16 protein-coding genes are annotated in these 17,879 nt (G+C 31.3%); 5 read left to right on the top strand and 11 right to left on the bottom strand.

Annotated features, from left to right (window positions below):
• Window positions 1–8: 8 nt before the first annotated feature.
• The gene (locus tag ACNG5D_RS07535) at window positions 9–2,438 is read left to right on the top strand and encodes a TonB-dependent receptor (RefSeq protein ID WP_418182886.1); all 2,430 of its coding nucleotides are present in this window, start codon (window positions 9–11) and stop codon (window positions 2,436–2,438) included.
• 67 nt (window positions 2,439–2,505) lie between these two features.
• Here ACNG5D_RS07535 and ACNG5D_RS07530 read toward each other — a convergent pair whose 3' ends face one another.
• Window positions 2,506–2,679, bottom strand: a complete 174-nt coding sequence (locus tag ACNG5D_RS07530) for a hypothetical protein (RefSeq protein WP_418182885.1) — start codon at window positions 2,677–2,679, stop codon at window positions 2,506–2,508.
• 95 nt (window positions 2,680–2,774) lie between these two features.
• Window positions 2,775–3,416: a peroxiredoxin gene (locus ACNG5D_RS07525; RefSeq protein WP_418182884.1), complete on the bottom strand. Its 642-nt coding sequence runs from the start codon at window positions 3,414–3,416 to the stop codon at window positions 2,775–2,777.
• Window positions 3,417–3,593: 177 nt separating this feature from the next.
• Here ACNG5D_RS07525 and fumC point away from each other — a divergent pair, with 177 nt between their 5' ends.
• Complete coding sequence (fumC, locus tag ACNG5D_RS07520; protein WP_418182883.1) at window positions 3,594–4,991, top strand: class II fumarate hydratase; 1,398 nt, start codon at window positions 3,594–3,596, stop codon at window positions 4,989–4,991.
• Between the two features lie 240 nt (window positions 4,992–5,231).
• Here the strand turns inward: fumC and ACNG5D_RS07515 are convergent, their stop codons facing one another.
• The gene (locus ACNG5D_RS07515) at window positions 5,232–5,816 is read right to left on the bottom strand and encodes a Crp/Fnr family transcriptional regulator (RefSeq protein WP_418182882.1); all 585 of its coding nucleotides are present in this window, start codon (window positions 5,814–5,816) and stop codon (window positions 5,232–5,234) included.
• A gap of 287 nt (window positions 5,817–6,103) precedes the next feature.
• Window positions 6,104–6,988: a chromosome partitioning protein ParA gene (locus ACNG5D_RS07510; protein ID WP_418182881.1), complete on the bottom strand. Its 885-nt coding sequence runs from the start codon at window positions 6,986–6,988 to the stop codon at window positions 6,104–6,106.
• A gap of 118 nt (window positions 6,989–7,106) precedes the next feature.
• Here ACNG5D_RS07510 and ACNG5D_RS07505 point away from each other — a divergent pair, with 118 nt between their 5' ends.
• Window positions 7,107–8,129 (top strand): formimidoylglutamase, encoded by a 1,023-nt coding sequence (locus tag ACNG5D_RS07505; protein WP_418182880.1) that lies wholly within the window; start codon window positions 7,107–7,109, stop codon window positions 8,127–8,129.
• Complete coding sequence (locus ACNG5D_RS07500) at window positions 8,122–8,583, top strand: GNAT family N-acetyltransferase (protein ID WP_418182879.1); 462 nt, start codon at window positions 8,122–8,124, stop codon at window positions 8,581–8,583. The genes ACNG5D_RS07505 and ACNG5D_RS07500 overlap by 8 nt, the downstream gene beginning before the upstream one ends.
• Here the strand turns inward: ACNG5D_RS07500 and ACNG5D_RS07495 are convergent.
• The 7 genes from ACNG5D_RS07495 to ACNG5D_RS07465 form a co-directional block, all read right to left on the bottom strand.
• On the bottom strand, window positions 8,580–10,268 hold the full coding sequence (locus ACNG5D_RS07495; protein ID WP_418182878.1) for a hypothetical protein: 1,689 nt from the start codon (window positions 10,266–10,268) through the stop codon (window positions 8,580–8,582). The two genes, ACNG5D_RS07500 and ACNG5D_RS07495, sit on opposite strands and share 4 nt — an antisense overlap.
• A gap of 96 nt (window positions 10,269–10,364) precedes the next feature.
• Window positions 10,365–10,886, bottom strand: a complete 522-nt coding sequence (locus ACNG5D_RS07490) for a hypothetical protein (RefSeq protein ID WP_418182877.1) — start codon at window positions 10,884–10,886, stop codon at window positions 10,365–10,367.
• A 46-nt stretch (window positions 10,887–10,932) separates the two neighbouring features.
• Window positions 10,933–12,168, bottom strand: a complete 1,236-nt coding sequence (locus ACNG5D_RS07485; protein ID WP_418182876.1) for a DUF6638 family protein — start codon at window positions 12,166–12,168, stop codon at window positions 10,933–10,935.
• Window positions 12,169–12,753, bottom strand: a complete 585-nt coding sequence (locus tag ACNG5D_RS07480) for an NUDIX domain-containing protein (RefSeq protein WP_418182875.1) — start codon at window positions 12,751–12,753, stop codon at window positions 12,169–12,171.
• Window positions 12,746–14,707 carry an AAA family ATPase gene (locus ACNG5D_RS07475; protein ID WP_418182874.1) on the bottom strand — a complete coding sequence of 654 codons (1,962 nt, stop codon included), beginning with the start codon at window positions 14,705–14,707 and terminating at the stop codon, window positions 12,746–12,748. Before ACNG5D_RS07475 ends, ACNG5D_RS07480 begins: the two co-directional genes overlap by 8 nt.
• Before the next feature lie 128 nt (window positions 14,708–14,835).
• The gene (locus tag ACNG5D_RS07470; protein ID WP_418182873.1) at window positions 14,836–15,894 is read right to left on the bottom strand and encodes a hypothetical protein; all 1,059 of its coding nucleotides are present in this window, start codon (window positions 15,892–15,894) and stop codon (window positions 14,836–14,838) included.
• Window positions 15,895–16,057: 163 nt separating this feature from the next.
• Entirely contained in the window at window positions 16,058–17,401 is a 1,344-nt protein-coding gene (locus tag ACNG5D_RS07465; protein WP_418182872.1) for a microtubule-binding protein, read from the bottom strand.
• Window positions 17,402–17,632: 231 nt separating this feature from the next.
• Between ACNG5D_RS07465 and ACNG5D_RS07460 the strand changes: the two genes are divergently transcribed.
• Window positions 17,633–17,875 carry a hypothetical protein gene (locus tag ACNG5D_RS07460; RefSeq protein WP_418182871.1) on the top strand — a complete coding sequence of 81 codons (243 nt, stop codon included), beginning with the start codon at window positions 17,633–17,635 and terminating at the stop codon, window positions 17,873–17,875.
• Window positions 17,876–17,879 lie beyond the last annotated feature (4 nt).

The following is a 17,879-nucleotide window of genomic DNA, read 5'->3' as shown; positions in this document are numbered from 1 at the left end:
GTTTATTTATGGTTAAAAGTTATTCTCTACTGTTATTAGTAGTCGCATTTTTATTTACTAATTTCACATTTGCTCAAAAAACAGAAAACAAAGAAGTTAAAATCTCTGGGCAAGTTATAGATAAAGAAACAAATCTTCCTTTAGAATATGCTACAATAGCATTTTTAAATAAAAAAGAAAACAAGGTAATAACTGGTGGAATAACAGATATTAAAGGAAACTTTAATATCCCAGTACCAACAGGTGTTTTCGATATTACAATTGAATACATTTCATTTAAAACCATTACTATATCTAACAAAGCCATTTCTAAGTCAGAAAACTTAGGAATTTTTTCACTAGAAATTAATGCCGAAGCCTTAGAAGCTGTTGAAATTGTAGCAGAAAAAACTACGGTTGAAATAAAACTAGATAAAAAAATATACAATGTAGGTAAAGACCTTACCGTTAGTGGTGGCAATGTTAGTGATGTTCTCGATAATGTACCATCTGTTTCGGTTGATGCTGAAGGCAATGTTGCTCTAAGAGGAAACGACAATGTAAGAATTTTAATTAACGGAAAGCCTTCAGGGTTAGTTGGCTTAAACTCTACGGAAGCATTAAAACAATTACCAGCAGACGCTATAGAGAAAGTAGAAGTTATTACCTCGCCATCTGCTAGGTATGAAGCCGAAGGTACAGCTGGAATACTAAATATTATTTTACGCAGAAGTAAACTACAAGGACTAAACGGTTCTTTTACAGCAAATGCTGGTCATCCTGATGCCGCTGGTATATCTGGGAATATTAATTATAGAACAGGCAATGTAAATATATTTAACACCACATCATATAGATATAGAGAAACCATTGGTAGATGGTTTAATGATGTTACATATTTTGATGAAAACACACCAAATTTAGACGAAAAAAGAAGATGGACAGACACACAAAAAGGCATAACCACTAATACAGGTGTTGAATGGTATATAAATGATTCGGCATCGTTAACAACATCGGTAGTTTATAGCAATAATAGTTCACAAAACAACTCGGTTAACAAACTCGTCCAGTTCAATAAGATTAACAACACTACAAGTGAAAGCGAAAGATTAGATCCTGAAAAAGAAGATGATAAAACCTTGCAGTATGCTTTAAATTTCACTAAAAACTTTAATGCAACCGACCACGTTTTAACATTCGATTTTCAATATGAAAAATCTAATGAAGACATCAATTCGTTAATTACTATAGATAATATAGACTCTGAAATTGTTACAACACTAGAAGATCAAAATAATATCTTACTACAAACAGATTACATTGTTCCTGTTGGAGAAAAAAGCCAAATAGAATTAGGGTATCGAGGCGATTTTTCAACACGATCAACCGATTTTGAAGTATCTTTATTAGACCCAGCTTCAGGAAACTTTGTAATTAACAATAACTTAACTAATTTATTTAATTTTAAACAATACAATACCGCTATTTACTCGCAATTTGGTAGTAAAATTAATAAATTCTCATACCTTTTAGGGTTGCGATTTGAAAATACAAGAATAACTATAGACCAACCTACAACTGGCGATTTCAATAAAAAAATAATTAATGGCTTGTTCCCTACAGTTAATTTAAATTACGAAATTAACGACAACCAAAGCTTTAGTTTGGGCTATAATAGAAGGATAAGACGCCCTAGAGGATTTATGCTTAACCCCTTCCCTTCGCGCTCTAGTATTACTAATGTTTTTCAAGGAAATCCAGATTTAAACCCAACATTTGCTAGTACTTTTGAGGTTGGGTATTTAAACAAAATAAACAAACTAACTATAGCTTCTTCAGTTTACTATTCAAACGCTACCGATATTATGACTTTTGTAAGTAGAAATACAGATGAAACTGTTATTGTTGATGGCGAGTCTTTTCCAGTTATAGAAAGAGGCCCAGTAAATTTAGGTACAGAAAATCGTTATGGTTTTGAGTTTAACGTAAACTATAGCGCATCTAAAAAGTGGCGAATTAATAGCGACTTTAATATTTACAAATTTGAAAGAGATGGGAGCTATAATGATATAGATTTAAGTGCAAACACACTAACATGGAGGGCGCGCTTAACAAATAAATACACATTACCTTATAATATAGATTGGCAAACAAATATTAATTACAGAGGTCCAAGTTTAGATGCACAAAACGATAGAAAAGGTGTGTTTTCAACAAACTTAGCCTTTAGCAAAGATTTGTTTAAAGACAAAGCGTCAATTGCTTTTAATGTAAGAGACCTTTTTAATTCTGCTTTTTTTAGTAATGATATTACTGCCGAAACATTTACCGCATATCAAGAAATTCAGTTTCGAGGAGGGCGTACTTATAACTTAGCTTTTACTTACAGGTTTAACCAACAGAAAAAACGCGAGCGTCAAGGCGATTTTGATAATGGTGGCGGCATGGAAATGTAAACCACCTAAATATTGAACAAAAAAAAGGGAAACTAAATTTAGTTTCCCTTTTTTTTCTATATTTTTTTTAAGCTTGACGTTTAGCTTTTCTTTCGTCTCTAATTTCTTTTAATCTTTCAATTAAAGAACCTCCTATCCAATAAGGAATAACAAAAGTTAATAAAAAAATCATTAACCAAAAACCTATGGTTAAGATAGTTAAAAACGCTAAAAAACCTAAATACTGGTCAAAATCAAACATAATTGTAATTGTCTTTTTTATATATACTTCGCAAAGATACAGCAAAGTGATTTCTTATACAATATCAAGCTAAAATTTATTAACATAGTTTTCCACTAATCTACATTTGGTTGTGGTGTCATGCGTAAATACGGCTTAATTTCATTTACTCCTTTTGTAAAAATGCCTTTTGCATCTTCGGTTGAAATTGCTGGACTAATAACAACATCATCACCATGCTCCCAATTAGCTGGTGTGGCTACTTTATGGTAAGTCGTTAGCTGCAAAGAGTCTATAACACGTAATAACTCATCAAAATTTCTACCTGTTGATGCTGGATAAGTTATTATAAGTTTTACTTTCTTATCGTTATCAATAACAAAAACCGATCGTACAGTAAGTTTACTATCTGCATTAGGATGAATCATATCATAAAGTTCAGAAACTTTTCTATCTTCATCAGCTATAATAGGAAAATTAACCGTTGTGTTTTGTGTTTCATTAATATCTTTTATCCAACCATGATGTGATTCTAAGCCATCAACACTTAAAGCTACAACTTTAACATTACGTTTATTAAACTCGTCTGTATATTTTGCTACTGTACCTAACTCTGTTGTACAAACCGGAGTGTAATCGGCCGGATGAGAAAATAATATTCCCCAGCTATCTCCTAACCAATCATGAAAATTAATTTCACCTTCTGAAGTTTTTGCTATAAAATTTGGAGCTACATCTCCTAATCTAATTGTTGCCATAATATGTTGTTTTATATCATAAAAATTTAATCCTACTAAATTAATAGATTTAACTTTTTTAAAGTAAGAATATTAGTTATATTAATGTTAAAAAGTACTTGTAAAAACTAACAAAAATCATATCTAAAAACACCTTAAAAGAATTATCTTAGCAACTTATAATTAAAGTATTTAAAAATGAGTTACAGAATAGAAAAAGACACTATGGGCGAGGTAAAAGTGCCTGCTGATAAACTTTGGGGAGCACAAACCGAACGTTCAAGAAACAACTTTAAAATTGGGCCTTCTGGTTCTATGCCTTTAGAAATTGTTTATGGTTTTGCCTACTTAAAAAAAGCTGCTGCTTATACCAATTGCGAATTAGGCGTTTTAGCTATTGAAAAAAGAGATTTAATAGCTCAGGTATGTGATGAAATTTTAAAAAATAAACACGACAACCAATTTCCATTGGTAATATGGCAAACAGGTTCTGGAACGCAAAGTAACATGAATGTAAACGAAGTTATTGCTAACAGAGCACACCAAATAGCAGGAAAAGTTATAGGCGAAGGCGAAAAAACCATTCAACCAAATGATGATGTAAATAAATCTCAATCTTCTAACGATACATTTCCTACGGGTATGCATATTGCAGCCTACAAGAAAATAGTAGAAACCACTATTCCTGGGGTTAAACAATTACGAGACACTTTAAAGAAAAAATCTGAAGCCTTTAAAAATGTTGTAAAAATTGGTAGAACACATTTAATGGATGCAACGCCATTAACGTTAGGCCAAGAATTATCTGGCTATGTAGCGCAACTAGATTACGGTTTAAAAGCTTTAGAAAACACCTTAGCACATTTAAGTGAATTAGCTCTTGGCGGAACAGCTGTAGGAACCGGATTAAACACTCCAAAAGGATATAGTAAAAGAGTAGCCGAATATATAGCAGAATTTACTGGGTTACCTTTTGTAACAGCACCCAACAAATTTGAAGCTTTAGCTGCTCATGATGCCTTAGTAGAAACTCATGGTGCTTTAAAACAATTAGCCGTATCATTAAATAAAATAGCAAACGATATTAGAATGATGGCATCTGGGCCACGTTCTGGCATTGGAGAAATTGTTATTCCTGCTAACGAGCCAGGAAGTTCTATTATGCCAGGAAAAGTAAACCCTACACAATGCGAAGCTTTAACAATGGTTTGTGCTCAAGTAATAGGTAACGATGTTGCTGTTTCTGTTGGTGGTTTACAAGGCCATTACGAGCTTAATGTATTTAAACCTATCATGGCAGCAAATGTGTTACAATCGGCTCAATTAATTGGTGATGCTTGTGTTAGTTTTGAAGAAAATTGTGCAAATGGTATAGAACCAAACCATGAAGTTATTACAAAACTATTAAATAATTCTTTAATGCTTGTTACTGCTTTAAATACTAAAATAGGCTATTATAAAGCTGCCGAAATAGCAAATACAGCTCATAAAAATGGTACAACATTAAAAGAAGAAGCCATTAATTTAGGATACGTTACAGCTGAAGATTATGATGCTTGGGTAAAACCAGAAGATATGGTTGGTAGCCTTAAATAAAAATGATATTTTTTACTAACTACAAAAAAAGACAGGTAATAATTTGCCTGTCTTTTTGGTTGGTTAGCTATCAATCCTTTGTAAATTGTAAATCCTAAAGGAAATCGAGTCAAATATATAACTAACACCGTTCACTTAAATTAACATTTGTTAAGTTTTTAGTAAAAAATAACCCGATTTTAGTTTAATTCTATATTAATTAGCAAAAATACATACATAATTTACTACAATTTAACTATTTTAACGTTTTTCACTTAATCGTATTTTATTTCGTATTCTACTTAATTGTACTGGTGTTATACTTAAGTATGATGCAATTTGATATTGAGGTATTAAACCTTCAATATTAGGCATTTTATTTAAAAGTGAAATATAACGAGCTTTAGCATCCATAGAAATAAACTCTAATTGACGCTCTTCGTATCTTATAAAAACAAACTCTAATATTTTATTATATAAATTACTAACATGTATATCTTTCTTACATAATTCTACAACATCTTTGTAATTTACTTCATATACTTCACAATCTGTTAATGTTTGGTAAGATAATTTAGAGGGCTCGTTTTTAATTAATGCTGTTAAAGCACAAACAAAACTATAAGGCATAAAAAAGTTTTTATTAAATTCTTTTCCATTTTCAGAACTTAAATACGCTCGCATCATGCCAGACACAAGCAAATAAACTTTATTAGGAATCTCTCCTGGCTTAGCTATAAACACACCAGGTTTAAGTTTTTTGTACGTTGCTATTTTCTCGAGTTTTAAAAACGTTTCTTCTGAAACATCTAAAAACGAGTTTAGAAATTTTAAGTTAGGGTCCATACTATTTACCTTGTTTAACACACACATTTTAGTTTGGCGCTAAAATGTATATGCTTGAAAAAGCAGGTTGGTTGGTTAAAACTTTTTCAATTTAGTTAATAATATATAATACAACGAAATTAGTATTTTTTTGTAGCATACTAATACTTTAACCAACAATTAACATTTATTTTTGTTTAGGTGTACCGATAACATGTAATACATGGATTAAATATGATTTAGCATAAAATAAAAAGCCCCAAACTATAAAGTTTGGGGCTTTTTGAATATTAATGGTATAATGGATTTTATTTTAAAGTAAATTCTGAGCTTGACACTAAATCTTTAGCATTAAAAACATTTACAATGTAACGTCCTTTTTCAAACTTCTTTTCTCCTTTAGAGGCAACAAACTCGCAAATATTAAGGTTTGCATTTTCGTAATTAAACTTACTAATCATACTATAATTTAATGTTTTTTCGCCAAAAGTAACTTGCTCGTTTAATCCTAAAGTATTGTTTTTTGGATCTATAACTTGTACATAAAGCTCCTCATCACCTGCTTGTACTAATGCATTTTTTGCAACTGTAAAACATACTCTAATTTTATCTGCTCTGCTAGCTCTTTCGGTTGGTATTAGTTTACCAGATGTTCTTTCTATAACTCCAAACCCTTTTAAACCAACTGTTGATAAAATAGCAGCGTTTGATACTACTTCGGCCAATGCATTGTTTTGTACTAATAACGAATCTGTAAAAATTGTACGCTCTTCTAAACGCACACGAGTACTATCTAAAGAAGTAGCTAAATAAGAATTCTCTACTCTTAACGAATCGTTTTGCGCTAATAAAGCATCCATTTCTTTTTGTAGCGATGCGTATTTTCTTTTATACCTCCATAAACTTTTTACGTTAGTTTCAGAAATTTTTAACGAATCAATTAAACCTTGAATTCTTGCTCTTGCTTCAATTAAATTAGCATTAGATATTTCATTCTCGCCAATAGCTGCATCATATTGCTTTGCCATAGCGTTTAAATCGTTCATTACTAACTGCTTTTCTTCAGTTAATTCGTTTTGTACTTTTTTACTACTATTATACAAATTCATTGTATAAAAACCTGTTGCTAAAAATAAAACTAGCGCAATTCCCAATCCTACTTTAAGACCTGTGTTACTTTTGTTGTTTTCCATAATTACTTGTTTTAATGTTTGTTAAGGTTAATAAAAATTATATTATAATTTTAGTTGTTTAATATAATGCCATAAATAAATATTGATGTATTTTTATTATTCAAAATTTATTTTTTTTATGGATAAACTGGTTTTATTTAACAAAATAACTTTAAATAAATTATTAAACAAACGCTCTGGCGAATCCAAATTTGGCGAACATATTAAAATGTTAACCCGCATTTCTAACATATACGACCAACTTAAAAGTTTGGATGTTACACATGTTATTTTAGGGTTGCCAGAAGATGTTGGTATATTTGCAAATTATGGTAAAACAGGAGCATCAAAGGCATGGGAAAGCACCCTTAAAGTTTTGTTAAACATACAAAATAACACATTTACCAAGGCAAATAATGTATTAATTCTTGGGCATTTAGATTTTAGCGAAGAACAATTAAACATTTCAAAATTAAATTCTTCAAATAAAGAAGATATTAAAGCCGCTAGGAAAATTGTTGAAACAATTGATGAGTATGTAACCCAAATAATATATCAAATAATTTTAGCAGGTAAAAAACCAATTATAATTGGTGGCGGACATAATAATGCTTACGGCAATATTAAAGGTACATCTTTAGCCTTGGGAAACCCAATAAATGTTGTAAATTTTGATGCACATTCAGATTTTAGAGCAGAAGAAGGTAGACATAGCGGAAATGGTTTTAGTTACGCTTTCGCGGAAGGTTTTTTAGATAAATATTTTATTTTTGGGTTGCATGAAAATTACACTTCAAATAAAATTTTTGAAATTTTAAACAAAACTAACGCTATTAAATACAACACATTTGAAGCTTTAAAAGTTAGAAATGAATTAAATTTTAAAACAGAATTAAAAAGAAGCAAAGCTTTTATTTCTAACAATAGTTTTGGTATCGAAATAGATTGCGACGCTATACAAAATGTACCAAGCAGCGCCCAAACGCCAAGTGGTTTTAGTGTTAATAAAACTCGACAATTTATTAACCACTTTGCAAATCATAAAAATGTTAGCTACCTGCACATATGCGAGGCTGCCCCAACAAAAAAAACAACCCAAAAAATTGGTAAATTAATAACCTACTTAATAACAGATTTTATAAAAGCGACTACCCATGGTTAAAATTATTTCTTTTGAAAAACAATACGCTAAACACTTCTATAATTTAAATATTGAATGGCTAAAAACATTCTTTTATGTAGAACCTTATGATGAAGAAGTACTAAGCAACCCAGAAACATATATTATTAACAAAGACGGCCATATATTTTTTGCAGAACTTAATAATAATATTGTAGGAACTGTTGCTTTAATGCCAATAAATAACCAAGGCTTTTTTGAATTAACAAAAATGGGCGTATCTCCAGAGCATCGTGGCCATAAAATTGGACAAAAATTAATGCAGCATTGCATTGATTTTGCTAAGAGAAATAATATACAGAAATTGATTATATATTCTAGCAGAAAACTAGAAAACGCCATTTACATATATAAAAAGTACGGCTTTATTGAAATTCCTGTTGAAGCAAATTGCCCTTATAAACGTTGCGATATTAAAATGGAATTAGCATTTTAGTTACCAATAGCTTTTAAAGAATCTATTTGTTTTTGCAACCTCGCAATTTCTTCAGCTTTTTTATCAACTTGAGGAGGTATACTAATAGAGTCTAATTGTTTAACCATATCGATAGTTTTGGTTTCTTCTACAAAATAATAACCAATTTTCTCGCTAGAACGCCAAGCTTCGTTTAGTTGGTTATAAACTGTTTTATCCCATTGGCTAGGATGTTTAACATCTATCCAAACAACATCTCTATATTCGCTATCAATTAATGCTAAATCTGGTGTAGCAGAACCATCAAAATTATTTGACCCCTCACGAATGGCAGAAATTGTGCCTAAAAAAAACAAACGTTTTCTGCCTGCTATATTTTTTATATAAGGCCTAAACTCTACAGGTTTATTAACAGACCAATCAAACTCTTTACGCGATTCTATTACTTTTAAAGGCATAGCCGAAACACCTGCGTAGCCTTGCTTTTTTAAAGCATGATCGTAGTAATAAAAGGCATTGCTTCCGTCTGCAGGAATAAAAACACTATACGTTAAGCTAGTACGCTCGTTGCCTACAGGCTCTAAACCAAACCAATGATATAAACCACTATAAGCACCAGTATTTGTATCAGAAAAATTAAAATCGGTTACAAAAGGTTGTTGATTTTGGTCGTCTGGCAAATTTGGTATTTTAACTGCAGTTTCCATATTCCAAGGCAAAGGGTCGCTAAATCCACCTAAAAACTTTAAAGACTCGGCTTGTAATCTTGACACTTTTTCGGCTAATGTGTTTTGCCCTGTTAAGTACTTGTATTTATTTATTTGGTCTGGACTAATATAGGTGCCTTTACCTATTAAAATACGCTCTAAGTAATCGTTAAAATTATGCTCGCCACTATTTATAACCATAACACCACCAAATGTAGGATAAGGAAAAAAGAAGCCTTTCCATTTTATAAGGCTTACTACTTGTACCCATTTTCCAGAATCGTTTTTCATGTAATAAGTATCGCTAGGCTCGTAATTAACAAGCATCCAAGGGTTAAACCGTTGCACAACGGCATTGTAAGTGTTTCTACTAAACTTTAAAGATTCGCCTATAGAAAATGTTACAGAAATTCTGTTTTCGCTAGAAAATCTTGGAAATGGTGTTGTGCTTGAAACTGCAAATACTTCTTCTGTATTATCGGTTATACCTTGCCACATATACTTTTCGGTTGGCTGTATAGCCATTGTCCATTTATTTTCTTCGCCAATTCTTACTAAATGCGGTAACGACACATCTTTAGTTTCTCCAACACTTTCGTTAGCCATAGAAAACACATTGCGCAATGGCTGTATACGTTCGTTTTGTGTTAATGGCAATTCGTTAATTTCTATTTTATTTAAATTATTAAATACATTATAAGTTTTCATGTAATCGTACATTTTAAAATGCCACCCTACAATGTATAACACTCCAAAAAAGATAATTAACAATGCTAAAATACTTAATCGGCCTAGTGTGCTAGCCGATTTTCTAAATTTTCTCAACCCTAAAAACAACACAAGAGCACAAAGTATAATGATGAAAATAAATTTTCTAACAAATAATAATGCTGGTTGATAATCATCTCGAAAAACAAATAACATAATAAGCAATATTATGGCAATAATAACTGTTATTGTTTTTTGTTTACCGCCTTTATTCCAATAGTTTTTAATCATAGTATTTATTATGTTTCTAATTATATTTTAGAATTATATTAATTATTAAAATCTTATTTTTAAATCCTTAAACCACCTCTGGATTAAAACTATTAATTACAACAATCCTTTATCTTTTAATCGCTCTCTAGCACTCTTCTCTTCTACTTTTGACGTTTTTGTGTTAGATGTTTTATTTATAACCTGCTCTGCATCTTTGGTTTTTAAGTCCTCGATAAAATCTTTTCCTTTTTCTATAGTATCGCTTACCATGTTTTCAATAGAATCGCTTTTTTGGTCTATTACTTCGCTAGACTTAAATATAAAATTTGCTAAATATGTGCCTGCCAATGTGCCAACTAACATAGAAGCAAATATGGAAATTGTTGCTAAATTTATAGGAATTAAAAAGCGAACAATTACGATGCCTATTAAAAACAAAAAGCCTACAAAAACCAAACGCAATAAAAATGTTTGCTTATATACAAAACCTGTTTTGTCTTCAGGTTTCATTTGAAGTTCTTTAGAGTTTAAAATTTTATTAAAAAAACGATACAAACCATTACCTTTAGATTCTCTCCAATACAAAAAAACTCCGAATAGTATGGCGCCTATAAAGACTATTAGTTCTAGTGTCATAATACTTATTTTTAAAGCTTTACTTTATAAAGTTAGTCTAATTTGTTTATATATTGTTACTAATGGTTTCAACAGCCCAATCTTTTAAAGAATCATCCCAAGTTTTAAAAGTTTTGTAAAAAGCTTCCTTATCATACCAATACCAATACAAGATATCTTTTTCAGATATATTAATAAGCAATTTCCAGATTAAATCTTGTTGTTTACCATCTAACGATGAGTGTGGTTGGTGTAAGGCTTCATATAATTTCTTATCTACAATGTCGGCTATTTTATATTGATTACTGGTTTCTAATTTTTCTAAATAACGCTCTACACTCATTACTTTTTTTCTAACATTTATATCTAATTTATTTAAGTAGCTTTTAAATAAAATAGGGTCGTTTAAAATATTTTTAATGGGGTGTTGAGTATTTTTTAAATATTGAGACATTTCAAACTTCTTGATACGCTCATAACGTTTTGTTTTAACAACCTTATCTAAATCGCATTCTATTATTAAATGATCTCGTAATTTATGCATAAGTTCTGGCTGGTCTATATGATATATTAAAACATCGTAATTTGTGTCTTTTATAGCTTCTTTATGCCATTTTTTGTTTTTAAAAACCACTAAAGGTTTAATAAAATCTCTTAAAACATATACACCCCCAAAAGATCTAGTATAAAAAGATTCTGTATTGAATTGTAGTTGGTCTAAATCTAAATTTCTGGTTCTTAAATCGCCATAGGTTTTTGCAGAATTTAAAAGTTTTTGATGTAAACTTTCATCAATAAAATTATTATCTGCGTTAAAAGTTTCTACAAGTTTTTGTTGCTCTTTTTGTATGTGCCATAAATTATTTATTAGATGAAAGTTTATAGTTATTTTGTTATATTTTAAAACATCTAAAGGTTCGTAAAATGCATCTATGCCCTGATCGAAATCTAAACAAATGGCACAATCTCTGGTAATATCGTTAATTTTATCTTCGTATACATTAAAAACATGTTTCATCATGTCTCTATCAAAGGTATGAAATGGTAAGTATACTGGTTTTCCTTTTTGAAGTGGCGAAATTATAATGCCATGTGTATTTGCTTCTCCGTTATTTAAATAATTTATATTTTCTTTTTCTTCGGCTACTTCTGGACTCCAGCCAATACCATCAATATGAAAGGTTTTTAATTTTGTTTCTGTAAACCCAAGTTTTACCAAGCATTTGTTGTAACGCTCAACAAGTTTTCCGCTTATTGGAATAAGCTCACTTCTGTATAGGTTGGCTTGTTTTAATCTGTTCATTTAGTCTAACAACTTATGGATTATAGCGTATTGCAATAATACAATGGTTCGTGTATCTGCAATTTCTCCTCTATTTAGCATATTTATTGCGTTTTTAAAAGGTATTTCTAAAACTTCAATATCTTCATGTTCGCTATCTAAACCGCCACCTTCATTTACTTTCATGGCATCTGTATATTCGCCTATAAAGAAATGCATTTTTTCGGTCATAACACCAGGAGACGAATAGGCTTCGTATACCTTTTTTACAGATTTTAACCGGTACCCTACTTCTTCTTCTGTTTCGCGAATAATACAAGCTTCTGGGTTATCTTTATCTAACATACCTGCAGCTACTTCAACTAAAAACCCATCTTTATTATCGTTTAAATATGTGGGCATTCTAAACTGTTTTGTTAAAATTACTGTTTGTTTTTGTTTGTTATATAATAATATTCCTGCACCATCGCCCCGATTGTAAACCTCTCGCATTTGGTTTACCCAAGTTCCGTTACTCATTAAATAATCAAAAGTGACTCTATTTAAAATGTAATAGTTGTCTGAAAGCAACTTTTTTTCTATATTTTTTATCTGATTATTATCCATTATCAAAAGTTTTTCTTGCCTTTGCTTCTATATTTAATTGGTTTACTCTGGCGTCGACTTTCCGTTTAAAATCGGTATCTGCTATTGTAGCCACATTATCTAAATAGCGAACTACTTCTTGACGGCGGATTTCAGAAAAATTTAAACCTTTCATATTACTTCGCATTAACTCTTGAAGCATATTAAATTTGGTATTGTAATCTTGTTTAAAATATTTTTCTGGGTTTTCGAACCAATCTTCCTCCAAATCAAAATCGGTTAATCGTAATGAAATTGCCGATTGAATATTACGTACATCGCGCGATGAAAAGAACGGAAATATAGCTTGTATTTCTTTATACAAATTGGCATAAAATAAATGCTGGTTGGTTTTAAAATGTTTCTCTACACGATTATAAACCTCATGCACTCTCGCTTCTGTTGGTTTATTTACTTGGCTTAAAATATCGCCCATATTCTTTGCTAAACCTTGATCTTGTAAATAACTATAATTTTCGGGGCCTTGCATATTTACAAAATTAGGCATTGTATTGTCTAGTTTTCGCCACCAAATATGGTCTTGATCTAAAAAATCATGAGTTGTTCTAGCACCATCAATTTTAAATCGGCCTTGTACACGCGAAATCACAGCTTTATCTAACATTTCTGGAAGGTTTGTAAATAATCCTATAGAACTATTACCATAATTTACAGCATAAGCGCCTTCGGTATATCTTAAAAAGACACCTATAACTTCTTTTACTCCTGCCGAAACACCTTGCGCTGTTCGTTCTTGTAAATTATTCTCGGCATCATCAATCGGTGCGAAAATAAGTTTTGTTGGGTCTTGCATGGGTTTCATCCACTCTACCATTTTTTCGGCAGAACCGCCTTGAAAAGTAGATATTAAAGTGTCTGGCATTGGGTGAAACAAAAACGGAATATCTAAAGTATCGCAATGTTCTTTTAATCGGGTTGCTATAGCTGCTATAAGCATACTTTTTCCTGTGCCAGGTATACCGTACCCCATAAATACCGGCATAAAACCACCTAATTCTTGAAATGGGTTTTTCTTTGCCGTAAAATCGTAACTAAGCATACGCTCTGTTAAACGTCTAGCAAAGTGCTTTGCATCGCGATTACCTACAATTTGTTCGAATTTAATTTTGTTGAATTCTACACTTTTTGCGGCGCCTTGAAATGCATTATTCCAACCTGAAATAGCAAATTCAGATTTTTCTAGTTTATACGTTCTATCTTCTATAGTTTCTGTATACTCTAAACTACTTTTTCTTAATTGAATTTCGTCTATTAAAGCTTCGAAAAATACTACTGCAAAATTGGCTACATCGTTATCTGTTTTTATAATTTCTGGATGACTTAAATATTTGTCGAAATAAAATAAAGCACAAGAAATACCTTTTAAGGGCGACATTAACGACACCTCTGGTATTCCTGCAAATTTTTGTTTCATAACACTTAAATCGTCTGATGCATAAGGTTTTAAATCGTGTAATATTTTATATGCCGTAGCAAATAACATAAATGCTGTGGCTGTATGCATTTTGCTTTCAAACTCGCGTTTTCCTGTACTGTCTAAAGCCGATTTATTTTCATTTAAACTAGATAATCCTGAAGCATCGTAATAACTATCTTTAATCCAAATACCTAGAGTAATACCTTCTTGAATAGCGTATAACGTTTGATTTAAATTAATAGGAAGCGCAACAGAATCTGGTAACAAGCGTTTTTTTAAAGCTAATATTGTTTTTGATACTGAAGTAATTTGAGCTGCGCTTGTACCATTATTAGCTCGCGATAAATACAGTAAAATAGATTCGTTTTTAGCTTCTTTATCTCTATTTTTTGCACGAGAACCTTGCTCCCATTGAATACTTTTTAAGTACGAAGAAGCTTCGTCGCGAAGCAAATCTAGTTCTGATAATTTTATTGGGAAAGTTGAGTTGTGTTCCATGTTTCTTTTTAGTATTCAGCCTATGCCATAGTTAACAACGATTACTTAACGCTATTTACTTAACATTAAACTGTTTTAATTTATTTTTTCGGTGCAATATTGAAAACTAAAACTGCAAGTGTAAACATTTATTCTTTTAATTTTAATCTTGCCACTTCTATAGGTGCTTTTGCCAAATTATCCATTACTTCGGGTGTTTTATTGTACAATAATTGTATTATTCTGTGTGGTGCTAAAACATACTTTTGCTTAAAAACATGATCCCATTTTTGTAAAGTTTGTTTACTAAAAAAACCACCTTCTTTAAATTCGTTTTTTGATGTTACTTGATTAACTCGTAATGAAATGGCATACGACTCTAACGGAATTTCTTTTTTACCAATGCTCTCTAAAATGGTGTGTGTTACTTTATGCTCGTCTTTAGCAAATACGTTGTGTAATGGCCCCAAGTCTATACGTTTTATTTGTTTAGGCTGCACTTTAGGTAGCTTTCTGTCTATGGCATAAGCCATTGTGTCTAGCGACATATCTCTATCTGCAACGGTTTTTAAAACGTTATATATTTCGTGTTTATAATCGTTTACCTCTTTGCCTTCATAATTAAAATGCATAAAGCATATAAAAGGTCTGTTATGGGCTACATCATAAAAACTCCAACTAATTAAAAAATTAACTCCAGATTCTTTTGGTGCCGTTACAATTTTACCTTGTACAAACCTATTGAATATAAATTGTTTATTTACCGATGTGTAATATACTATTGATGCGGCTTGAAAGAGTTTACTTTTACTAACAGGCTGCTTTTTACGCATTAATGTATCTAAAAAATCTGCTTTAAGTGTTTCTACTGGTGTTAGTTTGCCCAAATATTCGTCGCGCAATTCTAAATCGTTAAATAGGTAACGAAATTCTAAATAGTTAGGAAATCCAGAATCGGTTAAGTCTACTTTCATATTATCCTCGTCATCATACATATATTTTATGCGCATAGCTTCAATAGAATATAGTAACAAATCAGAGTATTGCTTAAATAGTTCTACTTCTATTTTATTACATATGTTTTGTTGCTGTACTGCTACAATTAATTCTTTTAAAGCAAAGTCTACCATTTTATGGTAAAAAACATATTGATTTTTAGAGTCTAATATTGCCGAATCTAAAGGTGTAACTATGTGGTTAATGGACATTTATTTTTATTAAAAATGAACAATTAAAAGTTAAATACTTATCTATACTTAACCGCTAGTTAATTACTGCGTTAAGGATTGAACGGTGTGTTTGAGCTCCTCGCAGAGAGCGAGTAGTGAAAGCCTGACCCCGATTTTTTTCGGGGTAACGCCATTATTATATTTAAGACAATAAATCGTCGTTATTTGTTTCTGGTTTAGGTTGTTTTGTTGGCTCGTTATTATCTGCATCTGCCGTGTTTTTATTGGCATTATAGTAATCTTCGAAAATTTCTTTCATATCGATGCCATAACGCTCTGCAAAATTCTTTTGTATGTCGCCATCTTTAGCACGAATTTCTTGTAAGGCCTCGGCATAACTGCTATAAACGCCTTGCATTACTTTTTCGTGAACCGGAATATTATCCATCATATCTTGACGTGCTTTGGCGCTTGCTGTGTGCATTGATGCTAGAGTTTCGCCAATATGCTCGTCGGTTTTAACGCCTAAATGCTCTAAAATAGCAGCAAATTCTTGGTCGGTTCTTGCTTTTAGGGCTACTACGTAACCATCGTAATATTTAAGTCGTTCTTCTGTATCGGATTTTAATTTTGCTCGGTGCGTTTGTAAATTACTGCGTAGCGAGGTTAATACTTTTATGGTTAAATTGTGCTTGTGTACAAAACTATCTTTACTTGCTGCTAGTGTTGTGTAAGCGTTTTTAAGCCCTTCTAACTCTTCTACTTTTTGTTCTATTTGTGTTACTTTGCCAATGGCTTCAGCATATTCTGCAGATTGTTTATCGGCTATATCTTCAAGTTCTTGGCGTGCTTGTTTTAATAAGGCATACTGTTCTTCTAATTTTGCCTCTACTTCTTTTTTCTTTTCTAAAGCTTTTGTATGGTTTTTTGAAGCTTCGACAATGGCGTCTTTTAGCTTTTCTTCTACTTCTTTAATTTCTACTTCACGGTTTTTTAAACGGGTTACTGCTGCTTGCGATTTATACGATAATTCGCTTAAAAGCGTTTGTACATCGGCACTTTCTATACGTTCTTGAAACATAGCCTTTGCTTTATTATCGGCTCCTGCTCTTACCTTTTCGGCTTCTTTTAATGCGGCTTCAGCTTTTGCTATTTTACTTTTACGCCCCCATAAGTTATTCCACCAGGTATCTGGCTTTGCTTGTGCATCTTCTAATTCTATTTTTGCACGTTCTAAGGCTTTTTGAGCATCGTCTATTACTTGTTGCTCGGTGGCATTTAATGCCGAGAATTTTTCGAATATAATGCCTACTTCATCTTGATAATCGGTTAAATCTTTTATAGCATCTAGAAGCGTTGTTCTGTCCTTTTCTGCCATGTGCACTACATCGTCTAATGTAGCATTTAATATTTTTTGGCGCACTTCGGGGTCGTCTTCTTGAGATAATTTAGATTTCATGGTGTCAATGGCTTTTCCCCAATTAACATCTACTTTTTCTGTTTTTTCGTTGGAAGAGGTTTCTAGTAAATCAAAATCATCAGACATGTGTGTATAATTTTTTAAAGTTGAACAATTTTATGGATAAGCAATTTCGTTAAAAAATCTCAATTTTATAGCGTAAAAGAATATTTACTTTTAAAAAAATATAATATTATACGCTCTTTAAATTATTGGTATTGCTATTTAATATTTTGTTACAGTTAATAAAAAAAAACGTACATTTTAGTAGAATACATTATATTTGTTTATAACCAAACACCATGAAATTCTGTTAGTATGCTAGCAAACTACTTTCTTTTAAATTTTAATGCTTTTGCGTTAATTGAACAGTCTGATATTGTAACAGTACTTATTATTGTTGCTGTGTTTTTTGGGGTTTTACTATTACTTGGTGTAAGAAAGTCTTACAAGCTAAAAAAAGAAAATGAGCGCCTAGACGAGATGAATAAAAATATTGCTAAGGATGAAGACAAACCCTATCAAGATTTTACAGATGGGCATATGTATGGTGGCAATTAACATA

Source organism: Algibacter ulvanivorans, assembly GCF_048381495.1.
GTDB lineage: Bacteria > Bacteroidota > Bacteroidia > Flavobacteriales > Flavobacteriaceae > Algibacter_B > Algibacter_B ulvanivorans.
Note: the sequence above shows the minus strand (reverse complement) of the source record. Positions and strands in the feature narration are given on the sequence as shown.